Source organism: Paraburkholderia fungorum (genome assembly GCF_046027605.1).
In the GTDB taxonomy this organism is placed as follows: domain Bacteria; phylum Pseudomonadota; class Gammaproteobacteria; order Burkholderiales; family Burkholderiaceae; genus Paraburkholderia; species Paraburkholderia fungorum_F.
The window spans coordinates 245,540-268,469 of record NZ_JAQQEF010000007.1 but is presented as its reverse complement, the minus strand read 5'-3'; the positions used below and the strand labels follow the sequence as shown (position 1 = coordinate 268,469).

Annotated in this window: 17 protein-coding genes; 16 read left to right on the top strand and 1 reads right to left on the bottom strand. The window is 60.5% G+C overall.

Features of this window, described 5'->3' with window-relative positions:
- Nucleotides 1–206: 206 nt before the first annotated feature.
- Nucleotides 207–1,106 carry a LysR family transcriptional regulator gene (locus tag PQR53_RS14730; protein WP_408454845.1) on the bottom strand — a complete coding sequence of 300 codons (900 nt, stop codon included), beginning with the start codon at nt 1,104–1,106 and terminating at the stop codon, nt 207–209.
- Nucleotides 1,107–1,239: 133 nt separating this feature from the next.
- On the opposite strand from PQR53_RS14730, the gene PQR53_RS14725 reads away from it, so the two are divergent.
- From PQR53_RS14725 to PQR53_RS14650, 16 genes are all read left to right on the top strand, one after another.
- Nucleotides 1,240–2,778, top strand: a complete 1,539-nt coding sequence (locus PQR53_RS14725; RefSeq protein ID WP_408454842.1) for a CoA-acylating methylmalonate-semialdehyde dehydrogenase — start codon at nt 1,240–1,242, stop codon at nt 2,776–2,778.
- A gap of 925 nt (nt 2,779–3,703) precedes the next feature.
- Nucleotides 3,704–5,413: a GMC family oxidoreductase gene (locus tag PQR53_RS14720; protein WP_408454839.1), complete on the top strand. Its 1,710-nt coding sequence runs from the start codon at nt 3,704–3,706 to the stop codon at nt 5,411–5,413.
- A gap of 414 nt (nt 5,414–5,827) precedes the next feature.
- Nucleotides 5,828–6,607: an ABC transporter ATP-binding protein gene (locus tag PQR53_RS14715; RefSeq protein ID WP_179735267.1), complete on the top strand. Its 780-nt coding sequence runs from the start codon at nt 5,828–5,830 to the stop codon at nt 6,605–6,607.
- Complete coding sequence (locus PQR53_RS14710) at nt 6,604–7,362, top strand: ABC transporter ATP-binding protein (protein ID WP_408454837.1); 759 nt, start codon at nt 6,604–6,606, stop codon at nt 7,360–7,362. Before PQR53_RS14715 ends, PQR53_RS14710 begins: the two co-directional genes overlap by 4 nt.
- A gap of 66 nt (nt 7,363–7,428) precedes the next feature.
- Complete coding sequence (locus tag PQR53_RS14705; protein WP_179735263.1) at nt 7,429–8,643, top strand: ABC transporter substrate-binding protein; 1,215 nt, start codon at nt 7,429–7,431, stop codon at nt 8,641–8,643.
- A 195-nt stretch (nt 8,644–8,838) separates the two neighbouring features.
- Nucleotides 8,839–9,723, top strand: a complete 885-nt coding sequence (locus PQR53_RS14700; RefSeq protein WP_408454835.1) for a branched-chain amino acid ABC transporter permease — start codon at nt 8,839–8,841, stop codon at nt 9,721–9,723.
- Nucleotides 9,723–10,694, top strand: a complete 972-nt coding sequence (locus PQR53_RS14695; protein WP_408454965.1) for a branched-chain amino acid ABC transporter permease — start codon at nt 9,723–9,725, stop codon at nt 10,692–10,694. Before PQR53_RS14700 ends, PQR53_RS14695 begins: the two co-directional genes overlap by 1 nt.
- Nucleotides 10,695–11,210: 516 nt before the next feature.
- The gene (locus PQR53_RS14690) at nt 11,211–12,377 is read left to right on the top strand and encodes an ABC transporter substrate-binding protein (RefSeq protein WP_408454832.1); all 1,167 of its coding nucleotides are present in this window, start codon (nt 11,211–11,213) and stop codon (nt 12,375–12,377) included.
- A 408-nt stretch (nt 12,378–12,785) separates the two neighbouring features.
- On the top strand, nt 12,786–13,946 hold the full coding sequence (locus tag PQR53_RS14685; RefSeq protein ID WP_408454829.1) for an ABC transporter substrate-binding protein: 1,161 nt from the start codon (nt 12,786–12,788) through the stop codon (nt 13,944–13,946).
- Between the two features lie 204 nt (nt 13,947–14,150).
- Nucleotides 14,151–15,206, top strand: a complete 1,056-nt coding sequence (locus tag PQR53_RS14680) for a branched-chain amino acid ABC transporter permease (protein WP_179735253.1) — start codon at nt 14,151–14,153, stop codon at nt 15,204–15,206.
- 4 nt (nt 15,207–15,210) lie between these two features.
- Nucleotides 15,211–16,995, top strand: coding sequence for a branched-chain amino acid ABC transporter ATP-binding protein/permease (locus tag PQR53_RS14675; RefSeq protein WP_408454825.1), 1,785 nt, complete (start codon nt 15,211–15,213; stop codon nt 16,993–16,995).
- 11 nt (nt 16,996–17,006) lie between these two features.
- A complete protein-coding gene (locus PQR53_RS14670) occupies nt 17,007–17,759 on the top strand; it encodes an ABC transporter ATP-binding protein (protein ID WP_408454822.1) in 753 nt (250 codons plus the stop codon).
- Between the two features lie 175 nt (nt 17,760–17,934).
- Entirely contained in the window at nt 17,935–19,893 is a 1,959-nt protein-coding gene (mnmG, locus tag PQR53_RS14665; RefSeq protein ID WP_408454820.1) for a tRNA uridine-5-carboxymethylaminomethyl(34) synthesis enzyme MnmG, read from the top strand.
- Nucleotides 19,890–20,573, top strand: coding sequence for a 16S rRNA (guanine(527)-N(7))-methyltransferase RsmG (gene rsmG, locus PQR53_RS14660; RefSeq protein ID WP_408454817.1), 684 nt, complete (start codon nt 19,890–19,892; stop codon nt 20,571–20,573). Before mnmG ends, rsmG begins: the two co-directional genes overlap by 4 nt.
- A 90-nt stretch (nt 20,574–20,663) precedes the next feature.
- Nucleotides 20,664–21,455, top strand: a complete 792-nt coding sequence (locus tag PQR53_RS14655) for a ParA family protein (protein WP_408454814.1) — start codon at nt 20,664–20,666, stop codon at nt 21,453–21,455.
- Between the two features lie 18 nt (nt 21,456–21,473).
- Nucleotides 21,474–22,364, top strand: coding sequence for a ParB/RepB/Spo0J family partition protein (locus PQR53_RS14650; RefSeq protein WP_323047233.1), 891 nt, complete (start codon nt 21,474–21,476; stop codon nt 22,362–22,364).
- Nucleotides 22,365–22,930: the final 566 nt, after the last annotated feature.

Below are 22,930 nucleotides of genomic sequence, written 5' to 3'. Positions count from 1 at the left end.
GCGCACAGCGCACAGCGCACAGCGCACAGTGAGTCGTGCACCCCGAACCCCGAACTACCACGGCGGCCTGCAGAAACCGCGAAAGAATGCCGCCTAATGGGGCAGCCGGCGAGAATAGCTATCGACCGGCCCGAACGGTACGCACCTGTCATGAGAGTGGCTCATATCGCTCTCGCTTTGCCCTCAGGCATGCCTTCATGCCGCACTCATGTGGCCCATTGTTGCTCGATCAGTTTCAACGCGGCGCCAATTGCGGGCTCGTCCTTGCGCTCCGCCAGCGTGATGAAGGTGAGCTGGGTCGGCACGGTGACGCCTTCGACGATAGTCAACGCGTGTGCATGAGCTTCGGCGATCGCGGTGGCGTCGCGAGCGAGTGTTAGCCCGACGCCCGATTTGACCAGATCGAGCATCGACGGCTCCTGATCCACTTCTGCCACCTTAACCGGCTTTACGCCGGCCTCGCCAAAGCAGCGCGACAACAATCGGTTGTGGGCGGACGCGGGTGGCGTCCAGATCCACGGCAGCGCAGCGAGCGAGCGCCAGTCGCGCGCGCCTTTCACGCGATCTTTCCAGCCCGCCGGCGCCAGCACGCGGTACTGGAAGTGCGTGAGCGTGACGGCGTGAAAGGCGGCGCCGTCGCGGGTGTCGTCATCCGCTGGCAGGCCGATGTAATAGCCCACGTCCAGTTCCCCGGCGCGAATCTGTTCCAGTACCCAGCCCGACATGCCGTGGCGCAAGGCTGTTTCGATGTGCGGCCAGGTTTCCACCAGTTGCTTGAGAAAACCGCCGAGGCGCAGGAACGCGGGATCGAGAATCGTGCCGATCCGCAATCGACCGCGCACTTCGTGACGCAGCGCCGCCGCCGCACGCTGCACGTCGCTCGCGGCGCCCAGCGCGCGTTCGGCATGAGGCAACAACGCCTGGCCATCGCGTGTCAGCGAAAGCCCGTGCGAGGTCCGCGTGAACAGCGTCACGCCGAGCGTCGTTTGCAAATGCTTGATTTGCAGACTAACGGCCGGTTGGGTCAGGTGGAGTTGCACCGCGGCACGCGTGAGATTGCCCTCGCGTGCGACGGTGACGAACGCCCGTAGCAGAGTCAGATCCATATCTTGATATTAGCTCGGCTTATAGCGCAGTTGAGCATTACTCATTGGATTTGTCGCCTCGAAGCGCCGTACGCTTGCGTTCATCACGCTGTTTGCGGTGAGCGGAAAACATTCACAGGAAGAGGACAAAACGATGAGCGAGACATATCAGGACGAAACCGTCCGGAGCGAGACGAGCGCACGCGCGCTGACCCATTTCATCAACGGCAAGCGGGTCGACGGCACGAGCGGCCGTTTCGGCGACGTCTTCAATCCCGCGCTTGGCAGCGTGAGCGCGCGGGTGCCGTTGGCGAGCGTCGCGGAAGTGGATGCGGCGGTTGCTGCCGCCAATGCTGCTTTTCCCGCATGGAGCGAAACCGCGCCGATCAAGCGGGCGCGCGTGCTGTTCAAGTTCAAGGAATTGCTCGACCGTCACCATGACGAACTCGCGGAGTTGATCACGCGCGAGCACGGCAAGGTGTTTTCGGATGCGAAGGGCGAGGTGATGCGCGGCATCGAGATCGTCGAGTTCGCGTGCGGCATTCCGAATCTGTTGAAGACCGACTTCACCGACCAGATCGGCGGCGGCATTGACAACTGGAATTTGCGTCAGCCGCTGGGCGTGGTCGCCGGAATTACGCCATTCAATTTCCCGATGATGGTGCCGTGCTGGATGTTTCCAGTGGCGATCGCATGCGGCAACACGTTCGTGCTGAAGCCATCGGAACGTGATCCGTCCGTCTCGAATCGACTGGCGGAATTGCTGAAAGAAGCGGGTTTGCCGGATGGCGTGTTCAACGTCGTGCATGGCGACAAGGTGGCGGTGGATGCGTTGCTCGTGCATCCCGAGGTGAGCGCGTTGTCGTTTGTCGGTTCGACGCCGATTGCCGAGTACATCTATACGGAAGGCACGAAGCACGGCAAGCGCGTGCAGGCGTTGGGCGGTGCGAAGAATCACCTCGTGGTGATGCCGGACGCGGATCTCGATCAGGCGGTCGATGCATTGATCGGTGCGGCCTACGGTTCGGCGGGCGAGCGTTGCATGGCGATTTCGGTGGCTGTTGCAGTGGGGCATATTGCCGATGAATTGATCGAGCGACTGACGCCGCGTGTGAAGAGCCTGAAGATTCTCAACGGCATGGAATCGGAAGCCGAGATGGGGCCGTTGGTGACGGCGGCGCATCGCGAGAAGGTGACGGGTTATATCGATGCTGGTGTTGAGGCTGGTGCGAAGCTGGTTGTGGACGGGCGGGGCCATCAGGTGGCCGGGCATGAGAAAGGGTTCTTTCTCGGCGGCACGTTGTTCGATGATGTCTCGACCGATATGAAGATTTATCGCGAGGAGATTTTTGGTCCGGTGCTGTGTATTGTGCGGGTGCCGGATTTTGCGTCTGCTGTCGAGTTGATTAACGCTAACGAGTTTGCCAATGGGGTGTCGTTGTTTACCTCCGACGGTGGTGTGGCTCGGGCTTTCGCGCGGCGGATCGAGATCGGGATGGTGGGGATTAATGTGCCGATTCCTGTGCCGATGGCATGGCATTCTTTTGGTGGGTGGAAGAGGTCTTTGTTTGGTGATCATCATGCCTATGGGGAAGAGGGTGTGAGGTTTTATACGCGGTATAAGAGCATCATGCAGAGGTGGCCGGATAGCATCGGGAAGGGGGCTGAGTTTGCTATGCCGGTGGCTAAATAAGAGTTACGGTTTTTCTTGCCTGCCTGCGCTTGGTTGGTTGTCTGCCTGCGGCGGTGGCTTTTTTTGATTTGGTTGTGTGCTCGCGATTGGTTGGTGGGTTGCCTACGGCGTTGGCCTTTCCTTGATCTCTTATTGGTCTATTAGTGTTGCCCCTGTGCGGGGCGGCACTTACTTTCTTTGCCGCCGCAAAGAAAGATAAGCAAAGAAAGCGGCTCAACCCGCCAGCTCATAAGCGGGTCCCTCGCACAGTTACGGTAGTGGTGCATCTGGAATCAGTGCCCTCGCACATTCGGCGTGAGTGACAACGCGCTCATCAGCTCCCACTCCGCACTACGTGCGTCGCGGATGGGTATGCATGGGAAACCAAGGGTTTCGTTCGGGGCGGTGGGGCCATCGGCTCCGCCTCGGCGAAGCGCTCAAGCGACAGCGGCGAGAGAGACAGAAGCGAAGAGGAGAAGAGGAGAAGAGGCGAAGAGGAGAAGAGGCGACACACGTTGGTGCATCGCGCCGAGTGAAGCGCGAATGCGAAAACATGGTGGTCGGTTTTATGAAATGCGCTTCGGCGCGCGCAGCGCCGCCGGAAGTATGACTGCTTGGTCACTAAGGTTGAATGTGCGAGGGAACGGATTCCAGATGCACCACTACCGCGACTGTGCGGGGGACCCGCTTATGAGCTGGCGGGTTGAGCCGCTTTCTTTGCTTATCTTTCTTTGCGGCGGCAAAGAAAGTAAGTGCCGCCCCGCACAGGGGCAACGCTAATAGACCAATAAGAGATCAAGGAAAGGCCAACGCCGTAGGCAAACAGACAACCAACCAAACGATCGCGAGCAGACAACCAAAAGACAACCAAATCAAGAAAAGCCGAACGCCGTAGGCAGATGGACAAACAAGCGCCGCGCAGGCAACAAGATTAGGAGACGAAACAATGAGCAACACCAAACCCCACGCCGCCAGGCGTACCGAAGGCGAATTCGACTACATCATAGTTGGCGCCGGCACGGCAGGCTGCGTCCTGGCCAACCGCCTCACTGAAGATCCAGAAATCCAGGTCCTCCTGCTGGAAGCCGGCGGCAAAGACGACTATCACTGGATCCACGTGCCGGTAGGCTATCTCTACTGCATTGGCAATCCTCGCACCGACTGGCTCTACAAAACCCAATCAGAACCCGGCCTGAACGGCCGCTCCCTCTCATACCCGCGCGGCAGAGTACTCGGCGGCAGTTCATCCATCAACGGCATGATCTACATGCGCGGCCAGCGCGAGGACTACGATGATTGGGCCCGTGTCACCAACGACGCCTCCTGGTCATGGAACGCCGTCCTCCCCCTCTTCAAACGCAGCGAAGACCACCACGCCGGCGCGTCGGAATCGCATGGCGCGGGCGGACCATGGCGCGTCGAAAAGCAACGTCTGAAGTGGAAGATCCTCGAAGAGTTCTCACAAGCCGCGCAACAAACCGGCATACCCGCCACAGAAGACTTCAATCGCGGTGACAACACCGGCGTCGGCTACTTCGACGTCAATCAGAAACGCGGTATCCGTTGGAACGCGTCGAAAGCATTCTTGCGCCCAGCCCTCAAGCGCCCAAATCTCACCGTCATCACCGGCGCGCACACACAGCGCGTCGTGTTCGAAGGACGTCGCTGCACCGGTGTCGAATATCGCGGCGACAACACCGACTATCTCGCCAAAGCCCGTTGTGAAGTCATCCTCAGTTCGGGTGCGGTCAACTCGCCGCAATTGCTCGAACTGTCCGGTATCGGCAATGGCGCACGGCTACAGAACCTAGGCATCGAGGTCGTGAATGATCTGCATGGCGTCGGCGAAAATCTGCAGGACCATTTGCAATTGCGCATGGCCTATAAGGTCGACGGCGTGCGCACGCTCAATACCGCCTCCGCCCATTGGTGGGGCAAGCTGATGATCGGCATGCAGTACGCGTTCTTTCAAAGCGGTCCAATGTCGATGTCGCCATCGCAACTCGGCGCGTTCGCCAAATCCGATCCAGACGATCGCTCGCTCACGCGCCCCGACCTCGAGTATCACGTGCAGCCGCTCTCGCTCGATCGCTTCGGTGAACCGCTGCACCGTTTCAATGCGTTCACCGCGTCGGTGTGTCAGTTGCGGCCGACCTCGCGCGGCAACATTCACATCGAATCGAACGATCCTTCGGCGCCACCGTTGATCTCGCCCAATTATCTGTCCACGGATTACGACCGGCACGTCGCCGCCAACGCGTTGCGTCTCACGCGTCGCATTGCTGCAGCGCCTGCGCTCGCGCGCTATCGGCCGCAAGAGATTCTGCCCGGTATTCAGTACCAGACCGAAGATGAACTTCGGCAGGCCGCGGGTGCGGTCGGCACCACCATTTTTCATCCGGTCGGCACGTGCCGCATGGGTACCATCGACGACCCCGGCGCGGTAGTCGATAACCGGCTACGAGTTATCGGTGTTGACGGTTTGCGGGTGGTCGATGCGTCGGTCATGCCGTCCATCACCTCCGGCAACACTAATTCGCCGACGCTGATGATCGCCGAACGCGCCAGCGATATGATCCGCGAAGACCGCCGCGCACGCGTGGCCAGCAGCGTGCTGGTTCAAACGAGCGCTGCGCCGTCCATGTCCACCATGTGACACGCGGTGTGGCACGGGGCCGAGGCCGCAGCGCGCGCTTCGGACTTTCCCTGGCATGCCTTGAGCAAGGTTGAGCGCTACTCGGGCATCCCAAGGCACGCTTGAGCAAGATTCAAGAATCGCTCGGGCATCCCCGGGCACGCCCCGAGCGAGACCCAAACACCGCTCTGGCACGCCTCGCGCGTGCCGTCGGCTTGTTTCACGCAGTCGTCATCCACTAAGTGCAAATCCCGATGAATGCGCTGCATCATTGGCGCGACAATGGCAGCCATGCTGCGTGCCGCCCCATGGACTACCATCCGGATTGGTGCAGCACGCCAACGAGCGACACGGGGGTGTCGCCGTCATCAAACGTCGCGCAGGGGTTCGCGCGGAAGATCGTAGTGCTTCGCCTTACTCCGTATGGAAGGGAACATGATTCTCGGCGATACGATTCTCGAAACGCGCGGCCTCACCCGCGAGTTCAAAGGCTTCATCGCCGTGAACGGGGTGAACCTGCGTGTGCGCCGTGGCTCGATCCATGCGCTGATCGGCCCAAATGGGGCGGGCAAGACCACCTGCTTCAATCTGCTCACCAAATTCCTCGAACCGACCGCGGGCCAGATCGTCTTCAACGGTGTCGACATCACCAATGAACGCCCGGCGCAAATCGCGCGGCGCGGCATCATCCGGTCATTTCAGATCTCTGCCGTATTTCCGCATCTGACAGCATTGCAGAACGTGCGCATTGGTTTGCAACGCGTGCTGGGCACCGCATTTCACTTCTGGAAGAGTGAACGCACGCTGCGCCAACTCGACGATCGCGCGATGGATCTGCTCACTCAGGTCGGACTGACCGATTTCGCCGACGTGCTCACGGTAGAACTGTCCTATGGCCGCAAACGCGCGCTGGAGATCGCCACCACGCTCGCGATGGAGCCCGAGTTGATGTTGCTCGACGAGCCGACTCAAGGCATGGGCCATGAAGACGTCGATCGTGTCACCGCGTTGATCAAGAAAGTATCGAGCGGCCGCACGATCCTGATGGTCGAGCACAACATGAACGTGATCGCCGGCATCTCCGACACCATCACCGTGCTGCAACGGGGCGAAGTGCTCGCTGAAGGCAGCTACGCAGAGGTGTCGAAGAACCCACTTGTGATGCAAGCCTACATGGGCAGCGCGGACGCGGCGCTCGCCGGAGCTCACGCATGAATACGATTGCCGAGCACGAAAGCCTCGAAGTGAGCGACACAGCTGGCGGTGCCCCCGCGCTGGAAATCGCGGGTTTGCAGGCATGGTACGGGGAGTCCCATATCCTGCATGGCGTGGATCTGACGGTAAACCGTGGCGAAGTCGTCACGCTGCTTGGCCGCAACGGCGCGGGGCGCACCACCACACTGCGGGCGATCATGGGCCTGACCGGCCGGCGCACGGGTTCGATCCGCATCGGCGGACGCGAAACCATCAATCTGCCGACGCATCGCATCGCCCATTGCGGCATCGGTTATTGCCCGGAAGAGCGTGGCATTTTTTCGAGCCTCTCGTGTGAGGAAAATCTGCTGTTGCCGCCGCCCGTCGGCGACAAGGCGCACATGATGTCGCTCGAAGAAATCTATTCGATGTTTCCGAATCTGCAGGAACGCCGCATGAGCCAGGGCACGCGGCTCTCGGGCGGCGAGCAGCAGATGCTGGCCGTCGCGCGCATTCTGCGTACCGGTGCGAGTTTGTTATTGCTCGACGAAATCTCGGAAGGCCTCGCACCCGTCATCGTGCAAGCGCTCGCGCGCATGATCATGACGCTCAAGGCGCGCGGCTACACCGTCGTGATGGTCGAACAGAATTTCCGCTTTGCCGCGCCACTCGCCGATCGCTTCTACGTGATGGAGCACGGTGGGATCGTGGAACACTTCGAAGCCAGTGAGCTCGAAAGCAAGATGCCGGTACTGCACGATCTACTGGGCGTATAGACAGGAAGTAACGAGAAGCGTCCGATTGCCTCTGATAACCACAAGCGAAGAAACCAGGAGACAGGAATGAAAAAGAACCCACTCGCGCGGCTTGCCACCCTTTGTTTCGCGGTTGCCGCCGGCGCCGCGTTGACGATGAGCAGCGCGCAGGCGGCTGACGATGCGGTCAAGATCGGCTTCATCACCGATCTGTCGGGGCTGTACGCGGACATCGACGGCCAGGGCGGCCTCGAAGCGATCCGCATGGCAATCGCCGATTTCGGCGGCAAGGTCAACGGCAAGCCGATTACGCTGGTCTACGCGGATCACCAGAACAAGGCGGATATCGCCGCGTCGCGCGCGCGCGAATGGTTTGACCGGGATGGCGTCGATATGCTGATCGGTGGCACGAACTCGGCGACAGGTCTGTCGATGAACACGGTGGCCGGCGAAAAACACAAGGTCTACATCAACATCGGCGCGGGCGCCGACACGCTGACCAACGAGCAATGCACGCCGTACACGATTCACTATGCATACGACACCACGGCGTTGGCCAACGGCACGGGTTCGGCGGTGACGAAGCAGGGCGGCAAGACGTGGTACTTCCTGACGGCTGACTACGCGTTCGGCAAGGCGCTTGAAAAAGCCACGTCGGACGTGGTGAAGGCGAATGGCGGGCAGGTGCTCGGCGCGGTGCGGCATCCGCTGTCGGCGTCGGACTTCTCCTCGTTCCTGCTGCAGGCGCAGGCGTCGAAGGCGCAGATTCTCGGCCTCGCCAACGCGGGCGGCGACACGGTCAACTCGATCAAGGCTGCCAAGGAATTCGGCATCACCAAGACAATGAAACTGGCTGCGCTGCTAATGTTCATCGACGATGTGCACAGCCTGGGTCTGGAAACCACCCAAGGTCTGGTGCTGACGGACAGTTGGTACTGGAACAAGGACGCCGCCACGCGTAAGTGGGCGCAACGCTACTTCGACAAGATGAAGAAGATGCCGTCGAGCCTGCAAGCGGCCGACTACTCCGCGACCATGACGTATCTGAATGCGGTGAAAGCGGTCGGTTCGACAGACACCGACAAGGTGATGGCGCAACTGAAGAAGACGAAGATCGACGACTTCTACGCGAAGGGCTACATCCGTCAGGACGGCAGCATGATCCACGACATGTACCTGATGCAGGTGAAGACACCGGCCGAATCCAAGGAGCCGTGGGATTACTACAAGATCATGGCGACGATCCCGGGCGAACAGGCGTTCACGACCAAGGCGCAAACGCGCTGCGCGTTGTGGAAATAAGCGTAGGTTGATAACCAAACGGTCGCCTTTGAGCTCCGTCTGACGGGGTACTCATGGCGCCGTGATGGTACACAGCCCGATGTTAAAGCGTTTCACATGCCGCGTGCGATCAGCGCATGACTCACCGATCGCACGCCGGCCGGATCGTGCATGACCGATCTCACCTTGGCGATGGCTTAAGGGATTAAGGCTTCAATGGAAATCTTTGGCGTTCCGCTACCGGCAATGCTGAGCCAGCTGCTGCTGGGGCTCGTGAACGGCTCGTTCTACGCGATTCTGAGCCTGGGTCTTGCGGTAATTTTCGGCTTGCTCAACGTGATCAACTTCGCGCACGGCGCGTTGTTCATGCTCGGCGCGATGCTCGCGTGGATGGGGTTCTCGTATTTCGGCCTGCCGTATTGGGTGATGCTGGTGCTCGCGCCGCTGATCGTCGGCCTGTTCGGCATGCTGATCGAACGTTCGATGCTGCGCTGGCTGTACAAGCTCGATCACCTGTATGGGCTGCTGCTCACCTTCGGGCTCACGCTGGTTGTCGAAGGCGTGTTCCGTTCGATCTACGGTTCGTCCGGCCAGCCGTACGACGTGCCGTCGGCGCTCTCCGGCGCGACCGATCTCGGCTTCATGTTCCTGCCGAACTATCGCGCGTGGGTGGTGGTGGCGTCGCTCGTGGTCTGCTTCGCGACGTGGTTCGTGATCGAGAAGACGCGTCTTGGCGCCTATCTGCGCGCGGGCACTGAAAACCCGAAGCTGGTGGAGGCGTTCGGCATCAACGTGCCGCTGATGATCACGCTCACCTATGGCTTCGGCGTCGCGTTGGCAGCATTCGCCGGCGTGCTCGCCGCGCCTGTGATTCAAGTCTCGCCGCTGATGGGCCAGCCGATGATCATCACCGTGTTCGCGGTGGTCGTGATCGGCGGCATGGGCTCGATCATGGGCTCGATTCTGACTGGCCTGATGTTAGGCGTGATCGAAGGGCTGACGCGTGTGTTTTACCCGGAAGCGTCGGCGACCGTCGTCTTCGTGATCATGGCGCTCGTGTTGCTGGTGCGTCCGGCGGGTCTCTTCGGCAAGGAAAAATGATGCAGAGAAAAGTGCTCTACGGTCTGCTGCTGATCGGGCTTCTCGCGGTGCCGGTACTCGGCATCTATCCGCTCTTCATCATGAAGGTGATGTGCTTTGCGTTGTTCGCCGCGGCCTTCAATCTGCTGATCGGCTACACCGGCTTGCTCTCGTTTGGTCACGCCATGTTTCTCGCCTCGGCCGGCTATGTCACTGGTTATGCGATGCAGACGCTCGGTTTGTCGCCGGAGCTCGGCGTGCTGGCCGGCACGGCAGCGGCGACGGTGCTCGGGCTGGTGGTCGGCCTGTTTGCGATTCGGCGGCAGGGGATCTACTTCGCGATGGTGACGCTGGCGCTCGCGCAGATGGTCTACTTCGTGTTCCTGCAGGCACCGTTTACGCACGGCGAGGACGGCCTGCAAGGCGTACCACGCGGCAAGCTGTTCGGCTTGCTGGATCTGTCGTCGGATGTGACGCTGTACTTTGTTGTGCTGGCCGTGATGGTGCTGGCGTTTTTGCTGATCGTGCGGATCGTGCACTCGCCGTTCGGGCAGGTGCTGGTGGCGATCAAGGAGAACGAACCGCGCGCCGTGTCGCTTGGCTACGATACGGATCGGTTCAAGCTGCTGGCGTTCATTCTGTCGGCGGGGATTGCCGGGCTGGCGGGCTCGCTCAAGGTGCTGGTGCAGGGCTTCGAGACGCTGAGCGACGCGTACTGGACCATGTCGGGCCTCGTGATCCTGATGACTCTGGTCGGTGGCATGGGCACGCTGTTCGGGCCGCTGCTCGGTGCGGCGCTGATCGTTGCACTGGAAGACCGGCTCGGCGATATCGGCACCGCGCTGGCAACGTCCACGGGCGTCGAATGGTTCCGGTCGCTGGGCGAATCGGTGACCATTGTGACGGGCCTGATTTTTATCGCCTGTGTGCTGGCGTTCCGGCGCGGCATTGTCGGCGAGATCATTGCGCGGGTGCGGCCATTGCGGGCCTGAAGTGGTGCGGAATAGCAGATTGCTTCGGCATCCGATGTAATTCGGCAGCTTGAAGTAGGCGAAGCAGGGCCTTATGCTGCGCGTGTTGACGCTGCAAGCAGGGCTGCACATAACATGCCCCAATTCAGTGCCGCAGTGCACCACTAGGGTAATTGCTAGTTGTAGCGAACCAGGCGCTCGTTTAATCTTCATGCAGTTCTGATGCACCACGAATTTTGCAGGTGGAGAACGAGGAGACAATGAGGCACTCAGTGCCCAGACGAAAGCGCTGTTGGATTGATATCCAACAGCGCTTTTTATTTGTACTTTCTGTAAAGCACCATTCAAATCCCAAGCTAATTCGGTGACCCTTTTTTATTCACCGAACCACTCCCCATTTCGCCCGCCGCGACCCCGCAAAATGCTTGCAGCGCGGAGCTTTCGTCCGCTAAACTCCCCATTCACCGACCGCCTGGTCGGCGATTCGAATCCACGGATTTGAATTCAAATGAATAACGGGGTAGATAGAGGAGCGGGATGAAGTCGGCATTGCGTTGGATGAGCGCGGCACTGGTCGCCACCGGAGTATCCGCAGCATGGAGTGGCCATGCATTCGCGGACGTGAAAATCGGCGTCACGGTGTCGGCAACGGGACCGGCCGCGTCGCTCGGCATTCCGGAAAAGAACACGATCGCGCTGCTGCCGAAAGAAGTGGCGGGGCAGAAAATCGACTACATCGTGCTCGATGACGCCACCGATTCCACCCAGGCCGTGAAGAACGTCCGCAAGCTCACCAGCGAAGATCATGTGGATGCGTTGATCGGCTCGACCGTCGTGCCGAACTCGCTGGCCATGATCGATGTCGCGGCGGAAAGCACCACGCCGATGATCTCCATGGCCGCCGCGGCGAGCATTGTCGAACCGATGGATGCGAAGCGCGCTTGGGTCTTCAAGACGCCGCAAAACGACATTCTGATGGCCACCGCGATCGCGCAGCACATGGCGAATCACGGCGTGAAAACGGTTGGATTCATCGGCTTTGCCGACGCCTACGGCGAGAGCTGGTTCAAGGAATTCGGCAAGGCTGCCGACCTCGCCAAGATCAAGATCGTCGCGAACGAACGCTTCGCACGCAACGACGCTTCGGTGACCGGCCAGGTGCTGAAGATCATGTCGCAGAATCCGGACGCGGTACTGATTGCTGGCGCAGGCACACCGGCCGCGCTGCCGCAAAAAACGCTCAAGGAGCGCGGCTACAAGGGCAAGTACTATCAGACGCATGGCGTCGCCAATAATGACTTCCTGCGCGTGTGCGGCAAGGATTGCGAAGGCACCTATCTGCCGGCCGGTCCGTTGCTGGTTGCTGATCAGCTGCCCGATTCGAACCCGGTGAAGAAGACCTCGCTCGCCTACAAGCAGGCGTATGAAGCCGCCTACGGCGCTGGCTCGATATCGACATTCGGCGGCCACGCGTGGGATGCAGGCTTGCTGTTGCAGCGCGCGATTCCGGTAGCGCTGAAGAAAGGTCAGCCGGGCACGCCTGCGTTCCGCGAAGCACTGCGCGCAGCACTCGAAAACACGAAAGACATGCCCGCTTCCCACGGCATCTTCAACATGAGCGCGAACGATCATGCTGGCCTCGACCAGCGGGCGCGTGTGATGGTGGAGATCGTCGGCGGTAAGTGGAAGCTGTCCGGCGACTGAGCGAAGGCGAAGCGATACGGAATCTCATCAAAAAAGACGCGAGCAGTTGACGCGTCTTTTTTATTGTCCGCATTTGATGAATGGCGGTGCGGGAGACGGGTTGGACAATCGAACAACAAGCGCTCGAAGGGCGGGCGCAGCAGTTGGTTTCCGAACAACCCCGCAGACGAATAACCGTCTATTGTCTGTGGATGATGCAGAACGAAATGCCACTAACATGTTAGTGTTTTGTCGCATAAAAAATCGCAGTAGTGGTTCGCAGCAGGAGAGTGGTACCAGAAGGGCGAAGGCATTGATGCTGAGCAGGGGAAACCATGCTTGGCATGCGTGAACCCTATAACTAGATTTAGACACCCGGCCCGTGAGCCGGATTACAGATACGCGCTTTAAAGCGTTTGGAGACTTGCAATGAAAAAGACAAAGCAATGGGTACGCACCGGTATCGCAATGGCGTTGATGTGCGGCGCGGGCGCAGCCTTTGCGCAGGTGAAAATCGGCGTTACGTTGTCCACCACGGGGCCGGCTGCCTCGCTCGGGATTCCTGAGAAGAACACCATCGCGCTGCTGCCGAAAGAGATCGGCGGCAAGACGGTGCAGTACATCATCCTCGACGATGGATCGGACACCGGCAAGGCTGTGCAGAACACGCGCAAGCTGATCGACGAAGACCACGTCGACGCCATCATCGGTTCGACCGTCACGCCGAATTCGCTGGCGATGCTCGACGCCGCGGCCGAAGGCAAGACGCCGGTGATCTCGCTGGCGGCATCGGCCGCGATCATTTCGCCGATGGACGCCAAGCGCGCATGGGCCTTCAAACCGCCGCAAAACGACAGCCTGATGGCTGACGCAATCGCCGACTACATGGAGCATCACGGCGTGAAGACGGTCGGCTTCATCGGCTTCGCGGACGCGTATGGCGACGGCTGGAACAACGTCTTCACCGCTGCGGCCGCGGCACATCATCTGAAGATCGTCTCCAACGAACGCTTTAACCGCACCGATGCATCGGTGACCGGCCAGGTGCTGAAGACGATGGGCGCGAACCCCGATGCAGTGCTGATCGCGGGTGCGGGTACGCCGTCCGCGTTGCCGGCCAAGACGCTCAAGGAGCGCGGCTACAAGGGCAAGGTCTATCAGACGCACGGCGTCGCCAACAACGACTTCCTGCGCGTGTGCGGCAAGGACTGTGAAGGCGAGTTCCTGCCGGCCGGCCCGATTCTCGTGGCGGATCAGTTGCCGGAATCGAACCCGGTGAAGAAGTCGTCGCTGGCGTACAAGGCAGCGTATGAGAAAGCGTACGGCACGGGCTCGGTGGCGACCTTCGGCGGTCACGCATGGGACGCCGGCCAGATGCTGCAAGCCGCGATTCCGGTCGCGCTGAAGACCGCTCAACCGGGCACTGAAGCGTTCCGTGTGGCACTGCGTGGCGCGCTTGAGAACATCAAGGAGCTGCCGGTCTCGCACGGCATCATGAACACCACAACGACCGACCACAATGGCCTCGACAAGCGCGCACGCGTGATCGTGCAGATCGTTGACGGCAAGTGGAAGCTGCAAAACGACTAACAACAAAAACGATACGCGCCTCTCGCGCAACTTGCGGCAGATGACGCCGCATTGCCATTCTGTTCGATGACAATGGCAACGACCGCCGCGCCGTGTCCCGGCGCGGCGGTTGCCTTTTCTGGCATTGCAGGTCAGTGGCCGGCCGCGGGTTCTGCCGCCCTGGCTGTTCCCGGTTTCGATTTCGACGCTTCAGGATGAGGAAGTATGGATCTATCAATTGCGGCGATCCTCGCTCAGGACGGCATCACCACGGGCGCGATTTACGCGCTGCTCGCGCTCGCGCTGGTGCTGGTGTTCTCCGTGACGCGGGTGATCTTCATCCCGCAAGGGGAATTTGTTTCGTACGGCGCGTTGACGCTCGCCGCACTGCAGACGCAGAAATTTCCGGCGACCTGCTGGTTGCTGATGGCAATGGGCGCGGCGTGCTTCGTGGTCGAGGTGGCAGGGTTGGTGCGACATCCTGAACGGCGCCGGCATGCGGCCCGCACGCTGGTCATGCTGGTGGGCAAATACCTGCTGTTTCCGATCGCGGTCTACGCGCTCACGCAAGGTGTTTTTCTACATCAGCTACCCATGATCGCGCAGATCGCACTGACGCTGCTGATCGTGATTCCGATGGGGCCGTTCGTCTATCGGCTCGCCTATGAGCCGATTGCGGAGGCGACCACGCTGTTGCTGCTGATCGTGGCGGTGGCGGTGCACTTTGCGATGGTCGGCCTCGGGCTCGTGATGTTCGGTGCGGAAGGCTCACGCACCACGGCGTTCTCGGATGCGACTTTCAATCTCGGCAGCCTGTCGATTTCCGGGCAGAGTTTGTGGGTGGTCGGTACGGCGGTGGTGCTGATCGGTGCGCTGTATCTGTACTTCGACCGCTCGATCTCCGGCAAGGCTTTGCGGGCGACTTCGGTGAACCGGCTCGGCGCGCGGCTCGTCGGCATCGGCACGACGCAGGCGGGGCGTCTCGCGTTCACGCTTGCGGCAGGGCTCGGTGCGCTGTGCGGCATCCTCGTCGCACCCTTGACCACCATCTATTACGACTCGGGCTTCCTGATCGGTCTGAAGGGCTTCGTGGGGGCGATTATCGGCGGCCTGGTCAGCTATCCGCTGGCGGCAGCGGGCTCGATCCTGGTCGGCCTGCTGGAGTCGTATTCGTCGTTCTGGGCGAGCGCTTACAAGGAAGTGATCGTGTTCACGCTGATCATCCCGGTGCTGCTGTGGCGGAGTCTGGCCAGCCCGCACTCGGAAGAGGAAGAGGAGTGACACGATGAAACGGATCATGCAAAACAAGTTCTTCTGGCTGTTCCTCGTGGTGCTGTTCGCGTTGCCGGTGTTGCCGCATCCGATTCATGTGCCCGAGTACTGGGTGACGCTGCTCAATTACATCGGCTTGTATTCGATCGTTGCAATCGGTCTCGTGCTGCTGACAGGCATCGGCGGAATGACGAGCTTCGGACAGGCGGCGTTCGTCGGCATCGGCGCGTATGCGACCGCGTATCTGACAACGACGTATGGCGTGTCGCCTTGGCTCGCGCTGATCGCGGGCGTGGTGGTGACGGCGTTGATCGCGCTGATGCTGGGTCTCGTGACGATGCGGCTGTCGGGCCACTTTTTGCCGCTCGGCACGATCGCATGGGGGCTCGCGCTGTTCTATCTGTTCGGCAACATGGAGATGCTCGGCAAGTACGACGGCATTAACGGGATTCCGGTGCTGAATGTTTTTGGCATCAATCTGGAGTCCGGCCGCCATATCTATTACCTGATCTGGGTGGTGGTGCTCGGTGCGGTGATTTCCGTTCAGAATCTGCTTAATAGCCGGCCAGGGCGGGCGATCCGCGCGCTGCGCGGCGGCGGCATGATGGCTGAAGCGATGGGCGTCAACACGGCGTGGATGCGCGTGGTGATCTTCGTCTATGCCGCAGTGTTGGCGTCGATCTCCGGTTTCCTGTACGCGCACTTGCAACGCGCAGTGAATCCCACGCCTTTTGGTCTGAACCACGGCATCGAGTTTCTGTTCATGGCCGTGGTGGGTGGCGTGTCGCATGTCTGGGGCGCCGTGCTCGGGGCAGCGATCCTGACCGTGCTGCAGGACTATCTGCAAACGCTGCTGCCCAAGCTACTCGGCGAGAACGGTAACTTCGAAGTCATCGTGTTCGGCATCTTGATGGTGTTGCTGCTGCAATATGCTCGCCAAGGCGTGTGGCCGTTTGTCGCCCGGTTTTTCCCGAAGGGACCCCGTGCGCACCTGTCTGATCATGCCGAGCCGTTGCCGCAGCGCAGCAAGCCGACCGCGGGTGAAGGCCTGTTGACGGTGAATAAGGCGCGCAAGCAGTTCGGCGGCCTGGTCGCGGTGAATGATGTCAGCTTCGAGGTGAAGGCAGGGCAGATCATCGGTTTGATCGGTCCGAACGGAGCCGGTAAATCGACGACCTTCAATCTGGTCACAGGCGTGCTGCAAGCGACAAGCGGCGAAATCACATTTCGCGGCGAGCGTATCGATTCGCTGAGTTCACGTGAAATCGTCAAGCGTGGCATTGGCCGTACCTTCCAGCACGTCAAGCTGCTACCTGGTATGACGGTGCTGGAGAACGTCGCAATCGGCGCGCATTTGCGTGGCCACGCCGGCGTGTGGCGCAGCGTTGCGCGGCTGAACGGCGCTGAAGAAGCGCGCCTGATGGCCGAAGCGGCGCGCCAGATTCGCCGCGTCGGCCTCGAACAACATATGTACGACGAGGCGGGTAGCCTTGCGTTGGGGCAGCAGCGGATTCTCGAAATTGCTCGGGCGCTGTGCTGTGACCCGACCTTGTTGCTGCTGGACGAACCTGCCGCCGGTCTGCGGTATCAGGAAAAGCTGCAATTGGCGGATTTGCTGCGCCGCCTCAAAGCCGAAGGCATGAGTGTGCTGCTGGTCGAACACGACATGGATTTCGTGATGAATCTCACCGATCGACTCGTGGTGATGGAATTCGGTACGCGGATCGCGGAAGGCCTGCCGCAGGACGTCCAGCAAAATCCGGCTGTGCTTGAGGCTTATTTGGGCGGGGTGGAGTGATGGAAAACACGATGAATGCAACTGCACCGATTCTTGACGTGAACGCGCTGTCCGTCCGCTATGGCAAGGTGGAGGCGCTGCATGGCGCGGCAATCAAGGTGCGGCCTGGGCAGATCGTCTCAGTGATTGGTCCGAACGGCGCAGGCAAGTCCACGTTGCTGAACGCGATCATGGGCGCATTGCCGACTACGGGCCATGCGAAAGGCTCGGTACTCTATCAAGGTGAAGATGTCAGCGCGGTGCCGGTTGAAAAGCGGGTCGCACGCGGCATGTGTCTGGTGCCGGAAAAGCGCGAGTTGTTCGCGTCGATGACGGTTGAAGACAATCTGGTCCTCGGCGCGTATCGGCGCAAGCGGGCAGGGGAGCGCAACTTTCTTGATCAGCTCGAACCGGTCTTTGCGCTTTTTCCTCGCTTGAAAGAGCGCCGGAAGCAGGCGGCCGGGACGTTGTCCGGCGGTGAGCGGCAGATGCTCGCAGTCGGCCGTGCGTTGATGGGCAAACCAGATTTGCTGATGCTCGACGAGCCGAGTCTGGGTCTCGCGCCGCTGATCGTGAAGGAAATTTTCCACATCATTAGCGCGCTGCGGCAGACCGGCGTCGCGACACTGCTGATCGAGCAGAATGCCCGCGCAGCGTTGCAAATCTCGGACTACGGTTACGTGCTTGAAACGGGCGAGCTGGCGCTGGAAGGGCCTGCGGCTGATTTGGCGCAGAATTCGCGTGTGATCGAAACCTATCTGGGGCTGGCCAAGAAAGTGGCGTAATTCCTCGTTTTTTTTTGGATGATTGTGGTTCGAAGCGGTGTGTTTCACGTGAAACACACCGCTTTTTTCTTGTCGGGCCATTCGGTCGAAATTCGGGCCGAAACCGAACCCGTTATAATCCGCCCATACATTTTCCTTTGAAAGGCTCACGCGACGATCTGGCGTGAGATCCGCGATGCTTTTTCCCACAGAATTTGACGTAATCATCGTCGGCGGCGGTCATGCCGGCACCGAAGCCGCTTTGGCTTCGGCGCGCATGGGTAATACCACCCTCCTGCTGACGCACAACATCGAAACCCTTGGTCAGATGAGCTGCAATCCGTCTATCGGCGGTATTGGCAAGGGCCATCTGGTGAAGGAAGTCGATGCGCTTGGCGGTGCGATGGCGGCCGCGACGGACGAGGGCGGGATCCAGTTCCGCATCCTCAATTCGTCGAAGGGTCCTGCTGTTCGTGCGACGCGCGCGCAGGCGGACCGTCTGCTGTACAAGCAGGCAATCCGCCATCGGCTAGAGAACCAGCCAAACCTGTGGCTGTTCCAGCAGGCGGTTGACGATTTGATGGTGGAAGGCGACCGGGTGGTCGGTGCCGTGACACAGGTGGGGATTCGTTTTCGCTCGCGTGCGGTTGTGCTGACGGCCGGGACGTTCCTCGACGGCAAGATTCACGTGGGTTTGAACAACTACACCGGTGGCCGTGCCGGTGATCCGGCCGCGGTATCGCTATCGGCGCGTCTTAAGGAATTGAAGTTGCCGCAGGGCCGCCTCAAGACGGGGACGCCGCCGCGTATTGACGGCCGGACGATCGACTTTTCGAAACTTGAAGAGCAGCCGGGCGATCTGGATCCGGTGCCGGTTTTCTCGTTTCTGGGGCGCGTCGAGCAGCATCCGCGCCAAGTGCCGTGCTGGGTCACGCATACGAATGAGCGCACGCACGACATCATCCGTGGCGGTCTCGATCGCTCGCCGATGTACACGGGTGTGATTGAAGGGGTAGGGCCGCGGTATTGCCCGTCGATTGAGGACAAAATTCACCGCTTTGCGTCGAAGGAATCGCATCAGATCTTTCTCGAGCCGGAAGGGCTGACGACGAACGAGTTTTATCCGAATGGGATTTCCACCAGCCTGCCGTTCGACGTGCAGTTGGAACTCGTGCGCTCGATGCGTGGTTTGGAGCACGCACACATTCTGCGGCCGGGTTACGCGATCGAATACGATTACTTCGATCCACGTGGGCTGAAGGCATCGCTGGAAACCAAGGTGATCAACGGACTTTTCTTTGCCGGTCAGATCAACGGCACGACCGGCTATGAAGAGGCTGCTGCACAAGGTTTGCTGGCGGGGATCAACGCGGGCTTGCAGGTGCAAGGCAAGGACGCATGGTGCCCGCGCCGTGATCAAGCATATTTGGGTGTTCTGGTCGATGACCTGGTGACGCGCGGGGTGTCTGAGCCGTATCGCATGTTTACCAGCCGCGCCGAATACCGTCTGAGCTTGCGCGAAGATAACGCCGATATGCGTCTCACGGAGATCGGTCGTGAGCTTGGTGTGGTCGACGATATCCGCTGGGATGCATTCAGCCGCAAGCGCGACGCTGTTTCACGTGAAACAGAGCGCCTTCGCACGACGTGGGTGAACCCGAAGACGTTGCCAGCCGAAGAAGCGACCGCGCTGCTCGGCAAGCCGATCGATCACGAATACAGTCTGGCCGACTTACTCCGCCGTCCGGGCGTGACTTACGACGGCGTCTGCGGTTTGCGCGCGGGTGCATGTGCCGCCCCCGAAACACTGGCCGAAGACGACGTTCTGCTTGCCCAGATCAAGGAGCAGATCGAGATCGGCATCAAGTATCAGGGTTACATCGACCGCCAAGCTGATGAGATCGAGCGAAATGAATCACACGAAAGTACGCGTTTGCCGGAGGGATTGGACTACGCCGAGGTAAGAGGGCTGTCGTTCGAGGCGCGTCAGAAGCTGACGCAATTCCGTCCCGAGACTATCGGCCAGGCGTCGCGTATCTCCGGCATTACCCCGGCGGCCATCTCCTTGCTGATGGTCCACCTGAAGCGTGGCTTGGGGCGCAGTTCGACGAAACCCGCCGAGCCCGGCGCCGATAGCACGCCGGTGGCGCAATGACGATGAGTCAGAAGGCACGGGATAGCGAGGCATTGGCGCCATTGCTCGCGGACGGCGTCCGCGAACTTGGCCTCGATTTAAGCGACGCGCAACGCGGCAAACTGCTCGACTACGTAGCCTTGCTGGCCAAGTGGAATGCCGTCTACAACCTGACGGCGATCCGCGATCCCCGGCAGATGCTGATTCAGCACATCCTGGATTCGCTTTCGATCGTGCCGCATCTCGCTGTGCGCGGTGCGTCCTCGGTGCTGGACGTGGGCTCCGGCGGTGGCCTGCCTGGCATCGTGCTGGCTATCGTTTTGCCCGACTGGACGGTCACCGTCAATGACATCGTTCACAAGAAGACGGCTTTCCAGGCGCAGGCCAAAGCTGAGCTCGGCCTTGCGAACCTGTCGGTCGTCACCGGACGCGTCGAGACTTTGCAGCCGGGCGCCGAAGTACAGGCAAAGTTCGACGTAATCGTGTCGCGCGCATTCGCAGAACTCGCGGATTTCGTTACACTGGCCCGTCATCTGGTTGCGGACAAGGGAGCGATCTGGGCGATGAAGGGCGTGCGTCCGGATGGTGAGATCGAGCGCCTGCCAGCGGGCGCCCACGTGGAACAGATTATTCGGCTAAATGTGCCGTCGCTCGACGCGGAGCGGCACCTGATCAAGGTGCAGGTGGACGTCAAAAGCTGACAGCCACCGCCGGATCCGGGACGCTCACCGCGTATCAGAAGCGCTTTCTACTTTATTCAAGCAGCAAAAAGGGACAGGGACACACCAACGATGGCAAAAATCTTCTGCGTTGCGAACCAGAAAGGCGGCGTCGGCAAGACGACGACGGCAGTCAATCTGGCCGCGAGCCTGGCAGCGCAGGGACAGCGAGTCCTTCTCATCGATCTGGACCCGCAGGGCAACGCCACGATGGGTAGCGGCATCGACAAGGCTGCATGCGCAAACACCGTCTACGAAGTGCTAGTGGATGGCGTAGCGGTGGCCGATGCGCGAGTACGTCCGGAAGCCGTCGGTTACGATATGTTGCCCGCCAATCGTGAACTGGCTGGCGCCGAGGTTGAACTGGTCAGCGTGCAGAACCGTGAGCGCCAATTGAAGGCCGCCCTGGCGGCGGTCGAAAGTGAATACGACTTCATCCTGATCGACTGCCCGCCTGCTTTGTCGCTGCTGACGCTCAACGGACTGTGCGCCGCGCACGGCGTGGTGATTCCGATGCAATGCGAGTACTTCGCCCTTGAGGGTCTGTCCGACCTGGTGAACACGATCAAGCAGGTGCATGCGAACCTGAATCGCGATCTGAAGGTAATCGGTCTGTTGCGCGTCATGTTCGATCCGCGCATCACCTTGCAACAGCAAGTCTCGGATCAATTGAAAGAGCACTTCGGCGACAAGGTGTTCGACGTGGTGATCCCGCGCAACGTGCGTCTTGCCGAGGCGCCTAGCTACGGATTGCCGGGTGTCGTGTTCGATAAGGCGTCGCGCGGCGCGCAAGCGTATGTGCAGTTCGGTGCAGAGATGATTGAGCGGGTGCGCACGTTGAACGACGCGCCCTTGGCGTCCTAAGCGGATCGAGGAAGCACGATGAATGCAGTAGCAAGAAAGAAGGGCTTGGGCCGCGGTCTGGAAGCATTGCTGGGTGGCAGTGCTGATATTACCGAGGCCGCAGTGATCGAGGGGGCGCCGAACGTACTGCCGCTCAGCAAACTGCAGGCCGGCAAGTACCAGCCTCGCACGCGCATGGACGAAGGTGCGTTACAGGAATTGGCGGCCAGCATTCGTGCCCAGGGGCTCATGCAGCCGATCTTGGTGCGGCCGGTTTCGGCGGATAAGTATGAGATTATCGCCGGCGAGCGGCGTTTCCGCGCTGCACGCATTGCCGGTCTCAACGAGGTGCCGGTGCTGGTAAAGGACGTGCCGGACCAAGCCGCCGCGGCCATGGCGCTGATCGAGAATATTCAGCGTGAAGATCTGAATCCGCTGGAAGAAGCGCAGGGCATTCAGCGCTTGCTCGACGAGTTCAATTTCACACACGAGCAGGCGGCTGAATCGGTGGGCCGCTCGCGCAGCGCGGTGTCGAATCTGTTGCGTTTGCTCAACCTGGCGGCGCCGGTGCAAACGATGTTGCTGGCCGGTGATCTCGATATGGGGCATGCGCGTGCGCTGCTGGCCGTCGACGCCGCAACGCAGATTACGCTGGCCAACCAGGTCGTCAACAAGCGTATGTCAGTACGCGAGACGGAAAAGCTGGTGACGGCGACCACCAAGGTTGCGCCCGCAGTGAAGGCGCGTGCGAATCAGGACGGCGGCCGCGACACACGACGGCTCGAAGAGGAGTTATCCGATCTGCTTGCCGCAACGGTAAAGATCAAGCTCGGCCGGCGCGGCCGCGGCCAGGTGCTGGTGGACTTCGGCGATCTGGACGCATTGGAAGGTATTCTTGTCCGGTTACGGGGTAACGCCACTACCGCCTGATCGTGGCGGATTGAACGCGAGGGATGTCGAACATGCTTGAGGGTTGGCCGAGTTTCGAACTCGCTCGCAAGCTGTTTAGCGTGCCTCGTGTGTTTCAGGCACGATGGCGATCGTGCAACGGTCGCAGCTGCCGCAAGCATGGCTCGGTTTACGGTCTCTCCAATTAGTCGAAACCCGATCGCGTATCACGTGGATTCCTAACTATGCGCTGCGGTAAGTAATCAGGAATACGATGTATTGTTGTGCGCTGATATTTTGCGCTGATGCAGACGGACGTGGCCGAGTTGCTCGGCGATTTGATGGCCACTTGGATGGGGCAGCCGGCAGGGCTGAGATCAACCGCTGCGCTGCCTCGACGAGTTCCAGTTCCGCCGCCTTTCGCCCGTCAGGACCTGGCGGTAGAAATCCGTGCGCGGCCTGTGGGCGGAGCCGTTAGCGCGGTAGGGCGGCAGGCTTCGACACGAAACGATCGGCCCCTGGTCCCCGCTGCGTCGATCGCTCGGTTCTGAGTGCGGCGTTCCACGCTGCTGTTAGCCACGGAAAGGCCGCAGCCATATTCACCGTCT

What these genes read in the sequence shown, in the direction of transcription:
- PQR53_RS14655 (WP_408454814.1), top strand. Translation starts at nt 20,664, where the DNA reads ATGGCAAAAATCTTCTGCGTTGCGAACCAGAAAGGCGGCGTCGGCAAG.
- PQR53_RS14720 (WP_408454839.1), top strand. Translation starts at nt 3,704, where the DNA reads ATGAGCAACACCAAACCCCACGCCGCCAGGCGTACCGAAGGCGAATTC.
- PQR53_RS14675 (WP_408454825.1), top strand. Translation starts at nt 15,211, where the DNA reads ATGAAACGGATCATGCAAAACAAGTTCTTCTGGCTGTTCCTCGTGGTG.
- PQR53_RS14690 (WP_408454832.1), top strand. Translation starts at nt 11,211, where the DNA reads ATGAAGTCGGCATTGCGTTGGATGAGCGCGGCACTGGTCGCCACCGGA.
- mnmG (WP_408454820.1), top strand. Translation starts at nt 17,935, where the DNA reads ATGCTTTTTCCCACAGAATTTGACGTAATCATCGTCGGCGGCGGTCAT.
- PQR53_RS14650 (WP_323047233.1), top strand. Translation starts at nt 21,474, where the DNA reads ATGAATGCAGTAGCAAGAAAGAAGGGCTTGGGCCGCGGTCTGGAAGCA.
- PQR53_RS14725 (WP_408454842.1), top strand. Translation starts at nt 1,240, where the DNA reads ATGAGCGAGACATATCAGGACGAAACCGTCCGGAGCGAGACGAGCGCA.
- PQR53_RS14680 (WP_179735253.1), top strand. Translation starts at nt 14,151, where the DNA reads ATGGATCTATCAATTGCGGCGATCCTCGCTCAGGACGGCATCACCACG.
- PQR53_RS14705 (WP_179735263.1), top strand. Translation starts at nt 7,429, where the DNA reads ATGAAAAAGAACCCACTCGCGCGGCTTGCCACCCTTTGTTTCGCGGTT.
- PQR53_RS14670 (WP_408454822.1), top strand. Translation starts at nt 17,007, where the DNA reads ATGAATGCAACTGCACCGATTCTTGACGTGAACGCGCTGTCCGTCCGC.
- PQR53_RS14700 (WP_408454835.1), top strand. Translation starts at nt 8,839, where the DNA reads ATGGAAATCTTTGGCGTTCCGCTACCGGCAATGCTGAGCCAGCTGCTG.
- PQR53_RS14710 (WP_408454837.1), top strand. Translation starts at nt 6,604, where the DNA reads ATGAATACGATTGCCGAGCACGAAAGCCTCGAAGTGAGCGACACAGCT.
- PQR53_RS14715 (WP_179735267.1), top strand. Translation starts at nt 5,828, where the DNA reads ATGATTCTCGGCGATACGATTCTCGAAACGCGCGGCCTCACCCGCGAG.
- PQR53_RS14695 (WP_408454965.1), top strand. Translation starts at nt 9,723, where the DNA reads ATGCAGAGAAAAGTGCTCTACGGTCTGCTGCTGATCGGGCTTCTCGCG.
- PQR53_RS14685 (WP_408454829.1), top strand. Translation starts at nt 12,786, where the DNA reads ATGAAAAAGACAAAGCAATGGGTACGCACCGGTATCGCAATGGCGTTG.
- rsmG (WP_408454817.1), top strand. Translation starts at nt 19,890, where the DNA reads ATGACGATGAGTCAGAAGGCACGGGATAGCGAGGCATTGGCGCCATTG.
- PQR53_RS14730 (WP_408454845.1), bottom strand. Translation starts at nt 1,106, where the DNA reads ATGGATCTGACTCTGCTACGGGCGTTCGTCACCGTCGCACGCGAGGGC.